Annotated in this window: 11 protein-coding genes; 4 read left to right on the forward strand and 7 right to left on the reverse strand. The window is 54.8% G+C overall.

What is annotated here, in order from left to right:
• Nucleotides 1-67: 67 nt before the first annotated feature.
• Nucleotides 68-6,499 carry an inverse autotransporter beta domain-containing protein gene (locus INF77_RS00465; protein ID WP_193543062.1) on the reverse strand — a complete coding sequence of 2,144 codons (6,432 nt, stop codon included), beginning with the start codon at nt 6,497-6,499 and terminating at the stop codon, nt 68-70.
• Between the two features lie 715 nt (nt 6,500-7,214).
• Here INF77_RS00465 and INF77_RS00470 point away from each other — a divergent pair.
• The 3 genes from INF77_RS00470 to INF77_RS00480 all read left to right on the forward strand — a co-directional run bounded on the left by INF77_RS00470 (nt 7,215) and on the right by INF77_RS00480 (nt 11,559).
• The gene (locus tag INF77_RS00470; protein ID WP_226859220.1) at nt 7,215-8,960 is read left to right on the forward strand and encodes a S8 family serine peptidase; all 1,746 of its coding nucleotides are present in this window, start codon (nt 7,215-7,217) and stop codon (nt 8,958-8,960) included.
• Between the two features lie 378 nt (nt 8,961-9,338).
• Nucleotides 9,339-9,776 carry a hypothetical protein gene (locus INF77_RS00475; RefSeq protein WP_063155407.1) on the forward strand — a complete coding sequence of 146 codons (438 nt, stop codon included), beginning with the start codon at nt 9,339-9,341 and terminating at the stop codon, nt 9,774-9,776.
• Between the two features lie 16 nt (nt 9,777-9,792).
• Nucleotides 9,793-11,559: a lytic polysaccharide monooxygenase gene (locus tag INF77_RS00480; protein WP_126327432.1), complete on the forward strand. Its 1,767-nt coding sequence runs from the start codon at nt 9,793-9,795 to the stop codon at nt 11,557-11,559.
• 117 nt (nt 11,560-11,676) lie between these two features.
• On the opposite strand, the gene INF77_RS00485 is transcribed toward INF77_RS00480, so the two are convergent.
• Both INF77_RS00485 and INF77_RS00490 read right to left on the reverse strand, forming a co-directional pair.
• A complete protein-coding gene (locus INF77_RS00485; protein WP_150142914.1) occupies nt 11,677-12,426 on the reverse strand; it encodes an A24 family peptidase in 750 nt (249 codons plus the stop codon).
• Nucleotides 12,427-12,471: 45 nt separating this feature from the next.
• Complete coding sequence (locus tag INF77_RS00490) at nt 12,472-12,690, reverse strand: ANR family transcriptional regulator (RefSeq protein WP_120279556.1); 219 nt, start codon at nt 12,688-12,690, stop codon at nt 12,472-12,474.
• A 167-nt stretch (nt 12,691-12,857) separates the two neighbouring features.
• Between INF77_RS00490 and INF77_RS00495 the strand changes: the two genes are divergently transcribed.
• On the forward strand, nt 12,858-14,054 hold the full coding sequence (locus tag INF77_RS00495) for a hypothetical protein (protein ID WP_059357729.1): 1,197 nt from the start codon (nt 12,858-12,860) through the stop codon (nt 14,052-14,054).
• Here the strand turns inward: INF77_RS00495 and INF77_RS00500 are convergent.
• The 4 genes from INF77_RS00500 to INF77_RS00515 form a co-directional block, all read right to left on the reverse strand.
• Complete coding sequence (locus tag INF77_RS00500; RefSeq protein ID WP_028015621.1) at nt 14,017-14,544, reverse strand: cytochrome b; 528 nt, start codon at nt 14,542-14,544, stop codon at nt 14,017-14,019. The genes INF77_RS00495 and INF77_RS00500 overlap by 38 nt on opposite strands.
• 63 nt (nt 14,545-14,607) lie before the next feature.
• Nucleotides 14,608-16,209 carry a glycosyl hydrolase family 18 protein gene (locus INF77_RS23410; protein ID WP_283253261.1) on the reverse strand — a complete coding sequence of 534 codons (1,602 nt, stop codon included), beginning with the start codon at nt 16,207-16,209 and terminating at the stop codon, nt 14,608-14,610.
• Between the two features lie 148 nt (nt 16,210-16,357).
• Nucleotides 16,358-16,837 carry a hypothetical protein gene (locus tag INF77_RS00510; protein ID WP_126296587.1) on the reverse strand — a complete coding sequence of 160 codons (480 nt, stop codon included), beginning with the start codon at nt 16,835-16,837 and terminating at the stop codon, nt 16,358-16,360.
• On the reverse strand, nt 16,807-17,547 hold the full coding sequence (locus tag INF77_RS00515) for a helix-turn-helix domain-containing protein (protein WP_028015618.1): 741 nt from the start codon (nt 17,545-17,547) through the stop codon (nt 16,807-16,809). The genes INF77_RS00510 and INF77_RS00515 overlap by 31 nt, the downstream gene beginning before the upstream one ends.
• Nucleotides 17,548-17,605 lie beyond the last annotated feature (58 nt).

The following is a 17,605-nucleotide window of genomic DNA, read 5'->3' on the forward strand; positions in this document are numbered from 1 at the left end:
GACAGGTAGAGTTCAGGGGGCTTATGCCCCCTTGTTTACAAAAACACCTCAGAATGAATTAACGTGTTTACCAATCACAGCTACTTAAGCCCGTATTTTTAAACGTTTTTGATTCCGTCTTTCCTCTGATACCGTCCTTATTAACTGGCGTCACATAAAGCGTGACTTCCCCCCAATAGCCTAAAGTAACGCTTTTTATGTTGGAAACGACGGTGCTTCCCCACTTCCACTGAAATATCGTGTTGCCTTCAGATGCACCGCCATTAGCGTTGTAGGTGTAGGTTGCCGTTATTCTGTTACAGGCTCCGGTACTGCCGCTGTAACCCAGGTTTGTAACGAAAGGCGCAGGCTTAGATCTTATGGTAACAGCACCACTAAAGGCCTGAGTGCCAGATAACGGCTGCCCTGAACCTTTAGGCGTCACGGCCACCCGCACGTCATAACCCGCATAGCTGTCCGGCAGCGTGAACGTTTTTGCCGTGCCGCCTGCGACATTCCTCCACGTCTGGCCATCCTTCCACTGCCACTGGAAGCTGGAGACGTCCGTACCGGCCCCGTTTGCAGTGAAGGTATATTCCGCCCTCAGGGTCTGCCCCACCTCCGGCGTGCCGGAGATCCTTAGCCCCGTCACAGACGGCATACCATACACCGCTACCGCCGGGCTGTTCTGTACCGCACCGGTCAGCGACGGCTGGCTGCTGCCCTTCGGCGTTACCACCACCCGCACGCTGTAGCCCGCATAGCTGTCCGGCAGCGTAAACGTTCTTGCCGTGCCGCCTGCAGCATTCTTCCATGTTGCACCATCCTGCCATTGCCACTGGAAGCTGGAGGCGTCCGTCCCGGACCCGTTTGCCGTGAAGGTGTATTCCGCACTCAGGGTCTGACCCACCTTCGGCGTGCCGGAGATATGCAGATTGGTTATTGACGGCGCACCATAAGCATCCACCGCCGGGCTGTGCTGTGTATCGCCCTGCAGCTGAGGCTGGCTGCTGCCCTCCGGAATTACCGTCACTTTAATGCTGTAACCCGCATCCTCGGCCCGGAGGGTGTATTCCCGACCCGTGGCCCCCTCAATCGGCATCCAGCTGGTTTTCTCATACCTCCCCCAGATAAAGGTGGATTTATCCGTACCGCTTCCATTTGACGTGAAGGTGTATTCTGCCCTCAGGATCTGCCCTACCCTCGGCGTGCCGGAGATGTGCAGATTGGTTACCGACGGCGCCCCATAAGCGTCTACCGACGGGCTGCTCTGTACCGCTCCGGCCAGTGCTGGCTGGCTGCTGCCCGTCGGCGTCACCACCGCCTTAATGCTGTAACCCGCGTCTCCCGCCTGAAGAGTGTATTCCCGGCCGTTGGCCCCCTCGATCGGCATCCAGCTGGTTTTCTCATATCTCGCCCAGATATAGGTTGAAGCATCCGCACCGGTTCCGTTCGCCTTGAAGGTATATTCCGCCCTCAAGGTCTGCCCCACCTTCGGCGTGCCGGAAATCTTCAGGCCCGACACCGACGGCGCGCCATATACTTCGACCGCTGAACTTTCCTGCGCCACTCCGGCCAGAGCCGGGTGACTGCTGCCCTTCGGCGTCACCACCACCCGCACGCTGTAGCCCGCATAGCTGTCCGGCAACGTTAACGTGCGTGCCGTATTGCCAGCGGCGGCCGCATTCTTCCAGGTCTCACCGTCCTTCCACTGCCACTGGAAGGTGGACGCATCCGCACCGCTCCCGTTTGCCGAGAAGGTGTATTCCGCCCTCAGGGTCTGCCCCACCCTCGGCGTGCCGGAGATGTGCAGATTGGTTACCGACGGCGCCCCATAAGCGTCTACCGACGGGCTGCTCTGTACCGCTCCGGCCAGTGCTGGCTGGCTGCTGCCCGTCGGCGTCACCACCGCCTTAATGCTGTAACCCGCATCTCCGGCCTGGAGGGTATATTCCCGGCCGGTGGCTCCTTCGATCGGCATCCAGCTGGTTCTCTCATACCTCGCCCAGATATAGGTTGAGGCATCGGCACCGCTTCCGTTCGCCGTGAAGGTATATTCCGCCCTCAATGTCTGCCCCACCTCCGGCGTGCCGGAAATGTGCAGATCTGCCACCGATGGCGCACCGTAAACATCTAATGCCGGGCTGTGCTGCACCGCACCGACCAGCGACGGCTGACTGCTGCCCTCCGGTATTATCGTTACTTTAATGCTGTAACCCGCGTCTCCCGCCTGGAGGGTGTATTCCCGGCCGTTGGCCCCCTCGATCGGCATCCAGCTGGTTTTCTCATACCTCGCCCAGATATAGGTTGAAGCATCCGCACCGGTTCCGTTCGCCTTGAAGGTGTATTCCGCCCTCAGGGTCTGTCCCACCTCCGGCGTGCCGGATGTACGCACGTCCTCCACCGCTGGCGTGCCGTAAGCCGTAACCGCCTGGCTCTCCTGGAGCGTTCCGGTCAGCGACGGGTGACTGCTGCCCTTCGGCGTCACCACCACCCGCACGCTGTAGCCCGCATAGCTGTCCGGCAGCATGAACGTTCTTGCCGTATTGCCAGCGGCTGCCGCATTCTTCCATGTCTCTCCGTCCTTCCACTGCCACTGGTAGGTAGACGCATCCGCACCGCTCCCGTTTGCCGAGAAGGTGTATTCCGCACTCAGGGTCTGCCCCACCTTCGGCGTGCCGGAGATATGCAGGTCTGTCACCAACGGCGCGCCGTAAATCTCCACGCCGGATTCGCCTTTTTTGCCGTTGACCGTGGCGCTCACCGTGATGGTTCCACCGGTATTTTTCGTGGTGACGGTCATTGTCCCCACGCCTCCGGTTCCGGTGATGGTGCTGGTCTCCCCCTGGGCCACCAGCTCCGGTTTGTCGATATCCCAGACAATCGCCTCGCCCACTACCGCACGGCCAAAGCGGTCCTTCACCGTGGCGGTGTAGGTAATGGTGTTCAGCCCGTTAGCTTCCACGCTGGCCGCACTGGCAGTGACCGTCACGGCTGACGCTTTCCCGGTGACCGGCTCCGTTTTTGACGACGCCTTATAGCCCTCATTTTTGGCCGCGTTGGTAGCGGTTACCGCGACAAACAGCGTTGCCCCTGTGTCCTGCTCTGTCAGGTGATAACTTTCCGACGTGGCGCCGTCGATCGCGCCACCGTCACGGTGCCACTGGTAGCTCAGCTTCACCTCACCGCCGCCGTTCTGTTCCACGTCCACCTTCTCAACGCTTACCGTGTCACCCACCTTCAGCCCGGCGGTTTGGTTCAGCGTGATGCTTTTGATCGTCGGAATCCCCTGCAGCGCCACGCCGGACTCGCCCTTCTTGCCGTTGACCGTGGCGCTCACCGTGATGTTTCCGCCGGTATTTTTCGCGGTGACGATCATCGTTCCCGTGCCTTCTGTACCGGTGACGGCGCTGGCCTCTCCCCGGCTCACCAGCTCCGGCTTGTCGATGTCCCAGACAATCGCCTCGCCCACAACCGCACGGCCGAAGCGATCCTTCGCCGTGGCGGTATAGGTAATGGTGTTGAGACCGTTCGCATCCACGCTGTCCGCGCTGGCGGTTACCGTAACATCTGACGCCTTCCCGACCACCGGCTCCGTTTTCAACGACGCCTTATCGCCTTCATTTTTGGCATCGTTGGTCGCGGTCACCACCACAAAGAGAGTCGCCCCCGTATCCTGCTCCGTCAGGTGATAACTGTCTGACGTGGCGGCATCGATCGCGCCACCGTCACGGTGCCACTGGTAGCTCAGCGTCACCTCACCGCCGCCGTTCTGATCCACGTCCACCTTTTCCACGCTTACCGTATCGCCCACCTTCAGCCCGGCGGTTTGGTTCAGCGTGATGCTGCGGATAATCGGGTAACCGTTGAGCGTCAGCTGCGTCGCTTGTTTTTTGCCGCCAATATCGACCTCTATTTGCGCATTGCCCCCCGCGGATGCGGTCGTGAACGTGGCCGTCGCTTTGCCTTCTGCATCGGTTTTTTCGATCGCGTTGCTCAGCGCGCCAAACTGCTGCGTGACTAACGACCACGTTACGGGTGCGTCCGGTACGCTATTGTTGTGCTCATCCAGCGCGATGGCGGTCAGCGTCGAAGTGCTGCTCCCATTGGCATTCAGCGTATCTGGGGTACCTTTAAGCTCAACATGATTCACTTTCCCGACAGTCACATTGACGATCTTCTGCTCATCACCTGCGGAGACTTTCACCTGCGATGGCGCTTTTTCAGGTACTACGACGGTTGCACTGGCAATACCGTGCTCATCGCTGTCTCCGGTAGGCGCTTCCCGGAACTGACTCCCTTCTATCCGCCAGGTGATGGCCTGCTTACGGCTGATAACCGCGTTATCAAACCGGTCATACAGCTGCGCGCTGACGGTTTTATCCTCACTGCCTGCGACCGCGTTTTCCGGGACGTCCAGCACCACTTTTTCCACCGGCCCTGGCTCAAGGCTTACGGGCGCTGACGGGCTACTCACGGTATCTACCGTGGCGTTCACCACCCACTTCTCTGCTGCTTTTTGCGGCGCGATAAGCGCGATGGATGCTCTTCCCTCGCTATCCGTTTTGCCGCTCAGGGTTTCACCGTTACTGCTCCACGTGACGTTCTTCTCAACCGTCAGAGGCTTACCATCCTGATCGGTAACTTCAATAGTGAACGTCTTTTCCGTGGCAACTTCTGCGCGCTCGGGAGAGGCCATGAAGCGGATGGCAAGCGGGTGGGCAAAATCGACCACCAGCGCCATCTTCTCCTGCTGAACATTGTTATCACTGGCGGTGCTCTGGGTCTGGATCCCGCCTGGCGGGATCAGCGAGGCCGTAATTTCATCTTCACCATCCGCCATGATGTTTTCTATTTTTACCAGCGCCTGACCGTGCTCATCGGTGCGTACGCTGTTTTGCGACAACGAGCCAAGCGAGTTCCTGCTCTGCCAGTACACCATCTGATCGGTCAGAGGGGAGCCCTGACCGTCTTTCACCTCGGCTAACACCAGCAACGCACCGTGACTCTCTTCGAAGAACTTCACGCTGCCGTCACGGCGGATCTCACCGGGTGAAAGCAGATGATCGATACGCAGGGTGGTTATCGTTGCGCTCCCGGTAACTTTCGCCGTTCCGCTCTCCCCTGGTATCCCTTTTTTGTTGAACGGTGTGACTTCAAAGACCACGCTTCGGGCCATATCACGCGTTTGCACCTCATACGTGGCACTCCCTTCCTTGAGCAGTTCGCCTGAATCTGCGTCATACCAACGCATCCGGGTTTGCTCAGGGTCTTCATCCTCCCCTTCATTGCTTTTATAGAGATAACTCCCCTCCAGGATCTGGCCCGGGGACATGTCCCCCTTAATGGCAACGCCCTCGACGGAAGGGGCAAAATCGCCCGGCGTCACGGTCAGGTGATAGCTGGCGGAACTTAATACGTGCTCCGGATCGACAGGTGACGTTTCCGTCGCTGTGATGGTGACATCGCCCCGATGCGTTGGGTTCACCAGACCGCTGCCCGGCTCCACGGTTGCGATCGCCGTGCTGGAGGAGGTGTAGCGAATGACGCCCCCCTGCCCACCTTTCACCGCGTGCAGCAAAGGCACGCCAGCCTGCGTGGTTTTTTCCGTCGGGCTGAAATAGAGACGTCTGTCTTTTTCTTCCTGCTTATAGGCGAGAACGATGTTGTTATTACGGGTAACGAACTCCGTGCGGGACTGCATGAGCGATGGCAAAGCCGCCGCATTTTCACTTGCCAGCATCTCGGAAAGTTTTCGGCCAAACTCCCAGTGGAAATTCAGACCCACAGAGAAGTTATCCCGCTGCCCGCTAATCATGCTCTGCTCCGCGCTGACCCCTACCAGCGGCACAGGTTGCCACTTAAGCCCGAGGTTAAGCCCGTGAGGATTGTGGCTGGCTTCGCTGCGGCTGCCGTTAACGTCCACTTTGTCGCCATACCACTGGAACCATCCCAATTTAAGCGCGACGTGCTGTGAAAGGGCCGTCTCCAGATTGAGATCCCAGCCGCGGGCGGCACGTTCATACAGTTCATAGCGGTCGGGATCATCATTAAACATGCTGTCGTCAGAATGACGCCAGCCGCTCAGGGGCAGGTAGTAGTTCGCGGACGCACGAATCCCATCGCTCCACAGCTCGGCGCCGGCCCCCATTCGGTTATGGTGCCGCGTGACATCCTGATCGAAAAAGAGGTTTCCACCCGCCATCAGATGCGGGTTAAAGGTATGTCGCCAGCCCAGTCCAACGTTAAGGATATCGCGCTCGTTCCAGCGGTGTGCGCTCATCTGAGTGAACAGAATGTCGTGTTGCCAGATTTTAACCGGCCACAGATAGTCCAGCCCGAAATCGCGGCTATCGCTCCCGCCAATACCGACATCTGCCGTAACGCGGGCTTTCCCGCCGATATTGTTTAACCACGCTTCCACTTCCTGGGTTAACGCGGCATTCACCTCGCTATTTGCCGCACCGCGCAGGGCATCACCCGCGCCGTTTTGTTGGGCGCTTCCCCACATGCCGGCCATTTTATCCCGCAGGGGCTGATTGCTTTCGCTTTCAATGGTTGCGTGAGTTTCAGTTTGCGCCCGCGCGACGGGGGGAACCGTGAGCAAAAAGATGGAAAATAAATAATGTAAAAGGATTATCCACACGGATAATTTTTGACGTAAAGAACAGTACGAAACACTGGGCATTGTGACGCATCCCTAATTAATTAAACTCCCTGGTTAGCGATATTAAGATCCAGATAATTCCTAAACTCCATACAGTAATCAGGAGATGATCATGAGATTTTCCGTCCCTCATTAAATTCAATACTTAGGCATTGATGTTTAACAACTCTTTCAGCCTGCTTCATAAATTTCTCAGCCCAATTTCAGCCGTATATTTTCCGGAGCAGGTAATTCTTAACATGGAACAGACACCTCGCAATTTTATTGCTGACCGTCTTCTTATGCAGATTTTCCCCTAATGGCAGGATGATCCCAGCAATACTCTGGATGTCATTTAATAAGGAAGATCGTTGACATGAATAAAACTGGACTGGCCCTGCTTATTTGTGCACTATTGAGTGCCCCCGCTTTTGCGCAAAATTCCGTCACGCACGAGCAAGCCTGGGAAGGCACTTCGTATCTCTCCGTTATCGTGAAATTAAAACCCGGTACAACGCTTAATAAGTCTTCACCCTTTTCATTACGCGACAGTACCCTCGCCGTGAGTCCGTTATTTACGGCAAATCATTTGCGCAGCAGTGAATTAAGCGAGATGGATGTGCTTAATGAACGCTACGGCTTTAACCGTTATTTACGTATAGCCCTGCCAGCCGATAAGCAACACGACGCGACATATATCAATGACGTAATTAATGAACTGGCGGCGCGACAAGATATTGAGCTGGCTTACCCGGAATCTACGCCGGTGTCGCTGGAAAAGGGGGTCACGGCTCCCGACCTGCCGCCCTATTCCGGGCTGAGCTATGCCCTGAACAGTACCAGCCAGGCCACCGTCCCGGATTTTCGTGGATTGCAGGATTACACCAAATCGCCAGATGAAAAACGGCCCGGCTACTATATGGGTGGCGTTAATCGCGACAGCGTAAGTCAGTATTCAGGGCACGATGGTAGCGGCATTTCGCTGGTCTCGATGGAAAACAACGCATGGAATACCAGCCATGTGAATTTGCCGCCGATCGATTTCCATGAAGGGGACAAGCGCTATACGCCAGGCGAAGATCACGACACCAGCTCCGTCGGGATTATGGCGGCGAAAGATATCAATGCGGGCATCAAAGGCCTGACGTGGAACGCCCGTATGGGATACGTCAAATGGCAGGCCAATAATCTCTACAATATGATCCCCAGACTCCAGGCAGGAGATGTGGTGCAAATAGGTATGCAGACCGGCGGAGGAGATGTGACAGGTTGCACCTCCTCTTGCTATGTCCCCCAGGAAAACGCTCCAGCCTATTATGACGTGATAAAAGCGCTGACGGATAAGGGCGTGCACGTGATTCAGGCGGCAGGCAATGGCAATATCAACCTCGATCACGCAGGATTTAATGGAAAATTTGACGTTAAAAAGCGGGATTCCGGCGCGATCATTGCGGGCGCGTTTTGTGCAAACAATGGCAAAAAAGCCTCTTTCAGCACCTATGGCTCACGTGTGACCAGCGCCAGCTGGGGCTGCTGGGATGTGGTTACTACGGGTTACGGCGGTTTGCATAGCATAAAAAATGCGGAATACACCTCAAGTTTCTCCGGCACGTCCTCCGCGAACCCGATTATCGCAGGCGTGGTCGCCAGCCTGTCGGCCATTGCAAAAGCGCACAATATCACCGTCACGCCTCAACAGATGCGCTCCATTCTCCAGGAAACCGGCACACCTTTAGCTGCGGGGGATTCAGCGAAAGTAGGTACTCACCCCAATATGGCAAAAGCGGTAGCCAGGATTCTGGAACTCAAAGAGGAAGAACAGGAGGAAGTAAAGGCAGTGCCGGGAGAAAACTTTACCGTTACCGGCACGACCGATTCTTCCCGTGCGTATCAGTTAGACGGGAGCGCCAGCAAGAATGCCGTCTCCTGGAAATGGACTATCGACAAAAACAGTACTGGCACATTCTGGCTACAGGAGAAACATGCCGGAGGCTGGGTACGTGAAGTTTCAGGGCCTACCGCCCGGGCACTCATTCCCGCCAATACAGACGGAGAAGCAACCTACTGGTTAACCGTCACGGGCAAAGACGGAAGCGTGAGCGCTGAGAAGATCACCGTAACGGTGAAAAAACCACAGTTACCTGATATTCCTGATGACAGCGCAGAAGCGTATAACCCGCGGATCGCCTACCCGGTGAAATGTACCCGCGTATCGCATAACGGCAAAATCTGGCTGAATCAGTGGTATGTCAACGCAGGACAAGAAGAGCCAGGAAGCGGCGGTGAGTGGGGGGCATGGCGAACGTCGGATGCAGCTAATAATAGCTGCCCTTAAAAACCCTTTTGGTTAACATAATAGTAAAGCCTGGATATAAGCCAGGCTTTATTTTATTAATTCAACGCTCAGGACAACCGTAAAAACGTCATTTCTTAAACTCCGTACTCGCTCAGATTTTATTAATACGCGTCAAGGACTGAAATTGGCAGTACTATTTCATACTCTGTCGCGCTCCGCCCTCTTTACAGCGCGAACGGTCGCTCTTCTCTGCCGAAACTCCCCGACTCTTAATTGCTCAGAGAAGTCTCTTATTCAAGCCGGTTGTCTCCTCCCGTTACTATTTGTCCCTGTTATCACACGGTAATAACGCCTTTTTACCTGCGCCGCAGGTGAGATTAACTTTTCGTTATTGTTCAGTAATAAATAAGGGAACTTATGAAATTAACAGGATCTGCTTTTGTCCTTGCCGCTTTACTGGCAGGGGCGGGCGTCAGCGTTTCAGCTAACGCCGCCACGACCTCGCCATCGGCAAACTGCGAACAGGGTCACCAGAACTGCATGAAAGAACTAGGCACGCTGGAACGCGCCGTCAACGGTGAGAAAGTGAAGGTCGTTGAAGGGCAAACGATTCGTGCGCGCTTCTTTAACGACGGAACCGAACTGCCAAATCTGGAAACGCGCGTCACCATTCTTGCTGGCGAAGAGGCCCACTGGTCCTACGCCCTCGCCCAGGCTATCAACCAGCAGCACCCCGAACTGCGTGCCGGTTTCAGGCACAGCAACGGCGAGATTACACCTGATGAGTCAGAGCCAAATAAGGTGTATGCCGAACAGAACAACCCTCTCAGTCACGTAGAAGTGTCCTTCAATTAATTCAGGGAAGATTATTTTGAAACTACTCAAGATGAATAATATTACGTCTGCGTTAGCCGTGGCATTGATTGGTATGTATTCCACGGGCGCACTGGCGCATGGCTATGTTTTTGAACCAAAATCACGTTCGGTGATTCACTTCCCGCCGATGAACGATAAAGGTGAGCATAGTAACGTCTGGCCTGCTGACGCCGTGGAAGCGCCGAAGCTCCCGGCTGGCAACGATATGAGCCCAACTCCGATCGCCAACGAACAGCTATTCCAGTTCCCGCCGGATGGAAAACTGGCAAGCGGTGGTTCAACGGCAACTCCCGCCTTCAGCAAGCTTGATGACGAAAAGCAGAATACCTACAACAACCCGATGTCTGCGGGTCCGCACCAGTTTAAATGGCATTTACCGGCTAAGCACCGCACCACCTATTTTACCTACTACATCACTAAGCCGGACTGGCAGTCTGTTCCGGGTGCGGATTCGCGCCTGACCAGGGCGATGTTTGAAGATAAGCCATTCTGCCATAAGGTTTATACCTATGCGCCAGGCAACCCGTCGGCCGATATTTCTCTCCCGACAGGCTTCGAAACCCACACCTGCGACGTACCGGAGCGTGAAGGTAAGCAGAAAATTTATGCCGTCTGGCGCGTGCGCGATACCGATAACGCATTTTATCAGATGATTGACGTCGATTTTGGCGGTGAAGTCATTACCAAACCGGTAGCCAACGTCACGCCATCCAGTCATAACCTGTCAACCAGCACGCTGTCGCTGGACGGTAGCGCCTCAACGGGGAAAGAGCTGAAGTACAGCTGGGCCGTCACCAGCAATGCCGATAAGGTCATTCTGGAAAACAGCACCAGTGCTAAAGCCAGCATTCGCCTGAAGGCTAAACCTGAGAGCGATTTTACCGTCAACGTGAAGCTGACCGTCACCAATGATAAAAACGTGAGTGATTCAAAAACCGTCACCCTGAATGCCAAAGCTGAGGCGGATAGCACGGCACCGGAGGCGAAGGCAGGCAGTGACTTCACCGTTCACAGCAACAGTGAATCACGTGGTTATGACCTTAACGGTTCCGCAAGCGTCAATGCTGAAAAATACCAATGGACTATCGTTTCAGGGCAGGACATTGGTGCGTTGCAGGTTGCTAACGGTGGCGAATGGGTTTCAACCGTCCACGCGGCAAAAGCCCGTGCGCTGATTAAACCCGGCAAAATCGGTAAAGTGACCTATCGCCTGACGGTGACGGCCAAAAATGGCAAAACCAGCACCGACGATATCACCGTGACCGTGAAGGAAGCGCAGCAGGCTTCTGATGTGCAGATCAATACGGGCAACAACCAGGACACCATCGTTGGCAGTGACGTTATTGCTGCCGCCGTCGTGTCCAAAAACAATGACTCGTTAAAAGGGGCAAAAATTGAATGGTCCGCACTGAATCACGCCGATAAGATTCAGATCTCGTCACCAAATAACTTCAGCACCAACCTCATGGGTAAACATCCGTATACCGACAATGTGGACGTGACGCTGCAGGTGAAAGTGACGGCGCCTGACACCGGTAAAGTCTCCACGGCAACGAAGGTGATCAAGCTGCGCCCGGCGCAAACCGATGTAAAAGCCTGGGATCACAGCAAGACTTACAAGACACCTTGTGAAAAAGTGAGCTATGAGGGCAACATCTGGCTGAACAGCTGGGAAACCCGAGGCGTTAAGCCGGGTTCCGATGGCGAGTGGGGCGTCTGGAAAAAAGAAGGTGCTGCCAACATGCCTAAAGAGTGCAAATAATACTGTGAGTTAACTCTGGCCGGGTCTTCACTGACCCGCGCCTCACATTATCATTCCCTGCCTAAACTTTCGTTATCATTTTTGCGCCGGAAATCGCCCCTTCGTTCCGGCGCTTTTTTATCGATATAAGATCACCCACCCTATCGCGGCGATAATCGGATACGGGCCGAAGGGAAACGGTTGACCGGGCTTGATCCGCAACAGAATCAGCGCCGTGATCAGCGCCAGCAGGGTCGAGGCAACAAAAACATCCAGCAGCGCCAGCGGGCCAAGCCACGCCCCGATCGCCGCCAGCAGTTTCATATCCCCCATCCCCATCCCTTCATGGCCGCGCAATAAACGAAACAGCAAAGAGAGCGTCCAGGGCACGCCAAATCCCAGCAGAGCGGCGATTAATGCCTGCGTTGGCTCCACCCGGCTATAGCCGCTGACGGCAAACGCTAGCGACATCACCAGCAGCGGGAGCGTCAGACGGTCGGGCAGGAGCATGGTGCGCAGGTCAATAAACAGCAGCGGCAGCAAAAACGTCACCGCCAGCAGGTCGAACAGGCTCTGCGGCGTGACGCCCTGCTGCCAGATAATCACCCCGTACAGCAGTGCCATAAGCCCTTCAACCAGCGGATAGCGCCACGATATCGCCTGACCACAGCTGGCGCAGCGCCCGCGCAGCAGCAGCCAGCCCATCAGAGGAACATTGTGGCGAAATTTAATGGGGTGTTTACAGCGTGGGCAATGGGAAGCAGGCCACGATAAAGAGAGTGCTTCACCGTGGAGAATCAAGGGGAGCCGATAAATGATGACATTGCAAAAACTGCCGATAATGGCGCCCAAAAAAACGCTAAAAACGAGTATTACACTCTCAACCATGGTTCCACACTCTGAGGGACATGCAATCTCCGATAATAGCAGAGACTACTCGTTATATTTAGGCAGCCTGTTTGCACGTAAAGTACAAAAGTCTCCGCGCAAGTTCGCCCATTCAATATTCAGATGCGTTTTTGCATATTGTGCCGCTTCTTTCCACAATAATGCCGCGATATGCCACTCCTTTCCCTGTTCATGTTCTGCCGCTCGTGAAGAAAGTGAAAACCACAGGGTAGCAGGGTCGCGTTTGTCGCTTTGCCAGTCCATCGTTAAGCCCTTTAGAAAAAATCCCAGCGTATCAATAGCGACGATAAAATAATTGAGCTTAAAATGATAAATACCTGAATAACGCTGAATGCCTCAGTGGGAGAACAACGCTGATTACCAATATTATCCGCTGGCTGGCCTTTTCGGGTCTCTATATCCTGCTGGCATTGCTGAGCTTTCATACGCGGGATAGCTGGAGCCTCTCCACCACGCTCTGGCTCCCGGCGCCGTTGCTTTTCGCCGCGTTATGGCTGACGGCCCCGCGAGAGTGGCCGCTGTGGCTGGCTACCGCGGGCTTGCTGCATGTGTTTGCTGGCGTCTGGATAGGCCGCCCGCTCACGCTGGCGTGCCTGTTCGCCCTCTTCGACGTCGCGATATTTCCGCTGTGCGTCGCCGTCTTTCGTCTGAATGCGCAACTGCCTGCGCTGCGTTTTGCGCGCAGGCCGATTATTGGTGAACTGATCTACCCCCTGCAGTTAATCTTCAGCATTTTTTGCGGCAGCCTGCTGCTTAATCTGGCGCTGTTACTCTCAGGGTATCCGATTGCGCCTCTGCATTTTTTTTCCTGGGTGCTGGCGGCATTAACCGGCATTCTCGCCATTCTGCCGCTGCTGCGTGAGAGCAAAATGCCGTCGCACCCGCGGTTTAACGGGCGGGAAGCTCTGCTCCTTGCCGCGAATACCCTGGTGCTGATGACGGGGTACTTTTTCCTGCCACCGCTCTGGCAGGGGCTAAACCTGCTGCTGGTGCAAACGACGGTGGTTTTACTGAGCGTGTTTGCGCTCTCCGGGCGCGGCGTTGGCGCTCTGCTGCTCATTCAATACCTGATTGTGGTGCTGGCGACCCAGCAGCGGGAAGGGATTTTTTACACGCTAACGCCCGATCTCATCCCCGCAATCTGGCAGGCGCAGTGGTACCTGGTATTTTCGGCGATTTTTGCCAACTGTTTATATCAGTACCGCCGCTGGATCCAACAGCAACAGGCGCTCGCGGCCAGCACCAGTGCCATCATTATTCGCCTGTCGCAGACGGGTTCTTGCGTCGTGTTTCGCCTCTCGATGCCAGAGGAGGAGATCCACTGGCAAGGCAGTACGGAAGCGCTGTTCCCTGATGAGGAAAAGACGCTGAGCACCCTGACGCTACTGGACGCACACTGCGATACGCCGTTCCTGCCCGGTTTTCGCGCCTGGTACTCACAGCAACTTGAAAGCAGCTTTGCCCGGGAAGTTGTTCTGCAAACGCTGCACGGAAGGCAGATGCGCGGGATGGTGCTGTTTCACAGGATTGGCAACACCGCGCATCTGATGGGGGGAGTGAGCCTCTTTCTCACAGCATCCGCTGCAGAATCTCCCGCTGCCCGCTAAAGGTGTATTTCAACACCGCCGCGACATGCCCAAGCAGAATCACACCCAGCAGAATGCAGCTATAGCGATGCACCTGGAAGAAAAACGCATTCACTTCGGCGATGGCAATCGGGCGGGAAACCGGCACCAGACCAAACAGGTTGTAGTCTTTTTGCAGCATCAGAAAACCGCTAACCAGCACCACCATAATGGTCAGATAAAACAGCTCATGAATAAATACCACCAGCTGTTTTTTACGTCCGGCTACCGTTGCCGGATAGGGCACCGAAGGGCGGAAGAAACGCCAGACGAAGCGCACCATCATGATAGGCGTGGCGATGGTACCCAGCGACATATTCAGCACGGAGAAGAAGGTAAACCAGCGGGTTCCTTCCAGCGCGTGCAGAATATAGCCCATGCACATCGCGTAGATAATGACGGCTGCGACCACCCAGTGCAGAAGGCGAGAAAACCGATCGTAACGTTTGGCAATAACCAGAGAAGTTTGCATAGTCGTTGTCCTGTAAAACAAACAGCACGGCTCCCTGCGAAGCCATGCTGTTTAAGAAAAAGGTTATTCAGCTACCCACAAGTTGCGGGCCCGATCCGGCGACCAATGGCTGGCACCTGTATGGCCAATCTGACAGCGATAAACGTTGCCCTCATAGAGCACTTTATCCCCTACGGCATAGAGTTTGCCCGGCGTGAATGGGGTAACGTCGCCGCCCTGGCCGCCCTCTTCGCCTCCGCCATCGTCATTATCGGGCACGGTAACGTTGACCGGCTGGCTCGGCGTAGCGAAGTTGTTGGCTGCATCATAGGCGATGACCGTATAGCGATAGCTCATGCCAGGCTGGGTTTGGGTGTCGGTAAAGTTGAGTTCACGGGTATCACCGATCTTTTCCAGACCGCGCCAGATGGCATACCCCGCCACGCCAGTATTATCCTTAGCAGGCAGCCAACTGAGCGAAACATCCTGCCCCTTCAGCGTGGCCTGCACGCCCTGCACCTGTGTTGGCGCCTGAGTATCCGTTTCGTCGCCCCCATCCGGCAGACTGCCGTCAAGGATGCTCTGGTAGCGGTTCAGAAATTCATAGCCGTAATGTTGACCATTTTTAGTGTTGCCATTGTCCCAGTTCACTGACCAGGTCATGAGCCCTTTTACCGCTTCATTTTTCGCTTCCAGTCGCGAAAGTGCGTTAAAGACACTCTGCGCGTCTCGCACATAGCCGGTTCCTGCCGCATCCGCATTGGCCGGGAGACCAATCACCAGCTTGTTCGCCGGGATCTTCACATAACCGCGCGTCCCGTTTGCCAGGCTGTCGGTGAGATAGTAAAGGAAAAGCTCTTTTTGACGGTCGCTATAGCCCTTCCCCCATTCCTGCGGCAGCCACCATTCACCGACTTCGTCCTTCTCCTCCTGCGTCATCATATTCACGCCGTCGCCCGCCTGGTTGTAATACTGTGGAGCGATAAAGTCATACACGCCCTCAAGATTTTGCAGGTAGGCTTTGTAGTTCACCCCGCGATCGGACTGAAGATAAGGGAACTCTGGCGCCATGCTGATGATGAAGTGTTTGCCCTGCTGCTGATAATGGTCGCGCACCATTTTCAGCGCCGCCGGGATCACCGTACTGTTTTCAGCAGCGGTAATGGCCGTCTGCTCCAGATCGATATCAAGACCATCAAAACCATAGCGATCGGTCAGGCGAATAATCTCCGCCGCAAACGCCTCAGTCTGGTCTTTGTTCAGTGCAATGTGCGCGTCAGCGCCGCCCAGTGAAATCAACACCGCGCGCCCCTGCTCGTTCAGCTCTGCAACCTGAGCGCGGAACTCCTCATCGCTCGCGTTGTAGGGTTTGAAGGTGGGAATATTCCCGCTCTGCCCATCCATGACTTTCATGAAGGAGACGTTGACGACGTTGTAGCCTCTCGGCACTTCACGCAGCGACATATCAGAAGGTAAGCCTCCCTGATAGCCGCGCGCTTTGTCTATCTCTTCCGGGTTAATTCCCCAGTTGTGCCAATAACCTACGAGAATTTTTTTCTGACTGATATCCGGCATCTGTGAGGCGGCGTCGGTTGCGGCCGCATGGCTAAACGTGCTGACCAGCATTCCGCTTAACGCCAGGCCCGCGGCGATAGCGCTCAGAGATATTTTATTTTTCTTTAACATGGGAGATATCCTGCTCCAGGTTTAATAATGAAATCCCGTCCCGCAAGATAGGATATTCATCTTCCTGAAAACAGGAGAACAGCTCACTGCAGCAGCAGATTTAAAACTCGCCAGCCTGGATATGTCTTATAATAAAATTATCGTGAGATTATTTATACTCACACATTGCTACCCAGTTATCATTAATTTTCATCAGCCAGCTATCTTTATTAATCGGCTTGAATAACAGGTTAATATACTGACCATCTTCACTTATCAGAAAGGTCTTCTCCGGCAGCTGATCGCCAACGGCAATTTTTAATTCTGCCACCCGGCCATTGATGACGTTTCCCTTCTGTGTCACCGATTTTAACTGCAGGGTTCGGTTGAATACCCGGTTACCGGCCTCATCGGTTTTTACACCAAATAGCGTTAGCCTGTGGAGTTTAGGCCACCAGGTGATCACACCATTAAACTGGTAATGCTGCAGGCTTTCATCAATAAATTTGCCATTACGTATGACGCTGCTGCAGGGCTCGGCGGGCACTTTTCTACTTTCCAGGTAGTTGCTGGTCAGGTAAGCCAGCGCGCCACCCAGCGAAACGCTGATGCAAACCATCAATATGACGAATAGTATTCGTAACCGCATTTTCCCTCCTGAGATAGTTCGCCTTCACATTGCGCAACGAACACTTTTGGACCGTTCGACGCGATGTACACGTTATTGATGCCCGCCGGCAGGGCATGCCGCTTTCTCGCCAGCGCCTGCCGATCGACACTGCGCAGCGAAGAGAGATGAAACATGACGCCATCTACGTAGATATTTTCCTGAAACGCCTGCGGCGTGTCCGCCGTGCAGACCACCACCAGCGTTGGAAGGATAATCAACAAGCTGCACAGCGCCGCCAGCAGAGCCCCGTATTGACGTGGGGGAGTTTTCATTGGCTCCGCCGTGATAGCAGGCAACGACGGGCAATCGACGGGAGTGGGACAAGACGCGTTATCAGGCTCTTCTGGCGGCGGGCAAGCGACCTCACTGTCCTGCGTTTCGCAGGGTGCCAGTACTACACCATAACGGGGAATGGTTTTAATGATCGAGCCCGGCAGGCCGGCATTTTGCAGCTTGCGGCGGAGCATTTTTATAAGCTGGTGATAGCTGGATTCGCTAACAATCATGCCCTGGTTAAGCCAGATCTCTTCAAATATGGTCTCTTTTTTACATTTGCCGCTGAGGATCAACTCCAGCAAACGACGCTCGTTGGGCGTCAGATGTATATCACCATGATCCACGGTTGCCAGAGATGATTTTTCCGGTACGAACGTTACTGACGCTGAAAGAGAGATTTCTTCGTTATTCACGGGTAGGTCCTGGATAATAAAATTACAGCGTTTACATTGTTATGATGAAAAAGCGCAG

Source organism: Enterobacter cloacae complex sp. P1B, from assembly GCF_014982345.1.
Lineage (GTDB): Bacteria > Pseudomonadota > Gammaproteobacteria > Enterobacterales > Enterobacteriaceae > Enterobacter > Enterobacter bugandensis.

Bases quoted from the DNA above. Each gene is read 5' to 3' on its own strand.
- INF77_RS00465 (WP_193543062.1), bottom strand. From the start codon at position 6,499: ATGGCCGGCATGTGGGGAAGCGCCCAACAAAACGGCGCGGGTGATGCC.
- INF77_RS00475 (WP_063155407.1), top strand. From the start codon at position 9,339: ATGAAATTAACAGGATCTGCTTTTGTCCTTGCCGCTTTACTGGCAGGG.
- INF77_RS00485 (WP_150142914.1), bottom strand. From the start codon at position 12,426: ATGGTTGAGAGTGTAATACTCGTTTTTAGCGTTTTTTTGGGCGCCATT.
- INF77_RS00490 (WP_120279556.1), bottom strand. From the start codon at position 12,690: ATGGACTGGCAAAGCGACAAACGCGACCCTGCTACCCTGTGGTTTTCA.
- INF77_RS00500 (WP_028015621.1), bottom strand. From the start codon at position 14,544: ATGCAAACTTCTCTGGTTATTGCCAAACGTTACGATCGGTTTTCTCGC.
- INF77_RS23410 (WP_283253261.1), bottom strand. From the start codon at position 16,209: ATGTTAAAGAAAAATAAAATATCTCTGAGCGCTATCGCCGCGGGCCTG.
- INF77_RS00510 (WP_126296587.1), bottom strand. From the start codon at position 16,837: ATGCGGTTACGAATACTATTCGTCATATTGATGGTTTGCATCAGCGTT.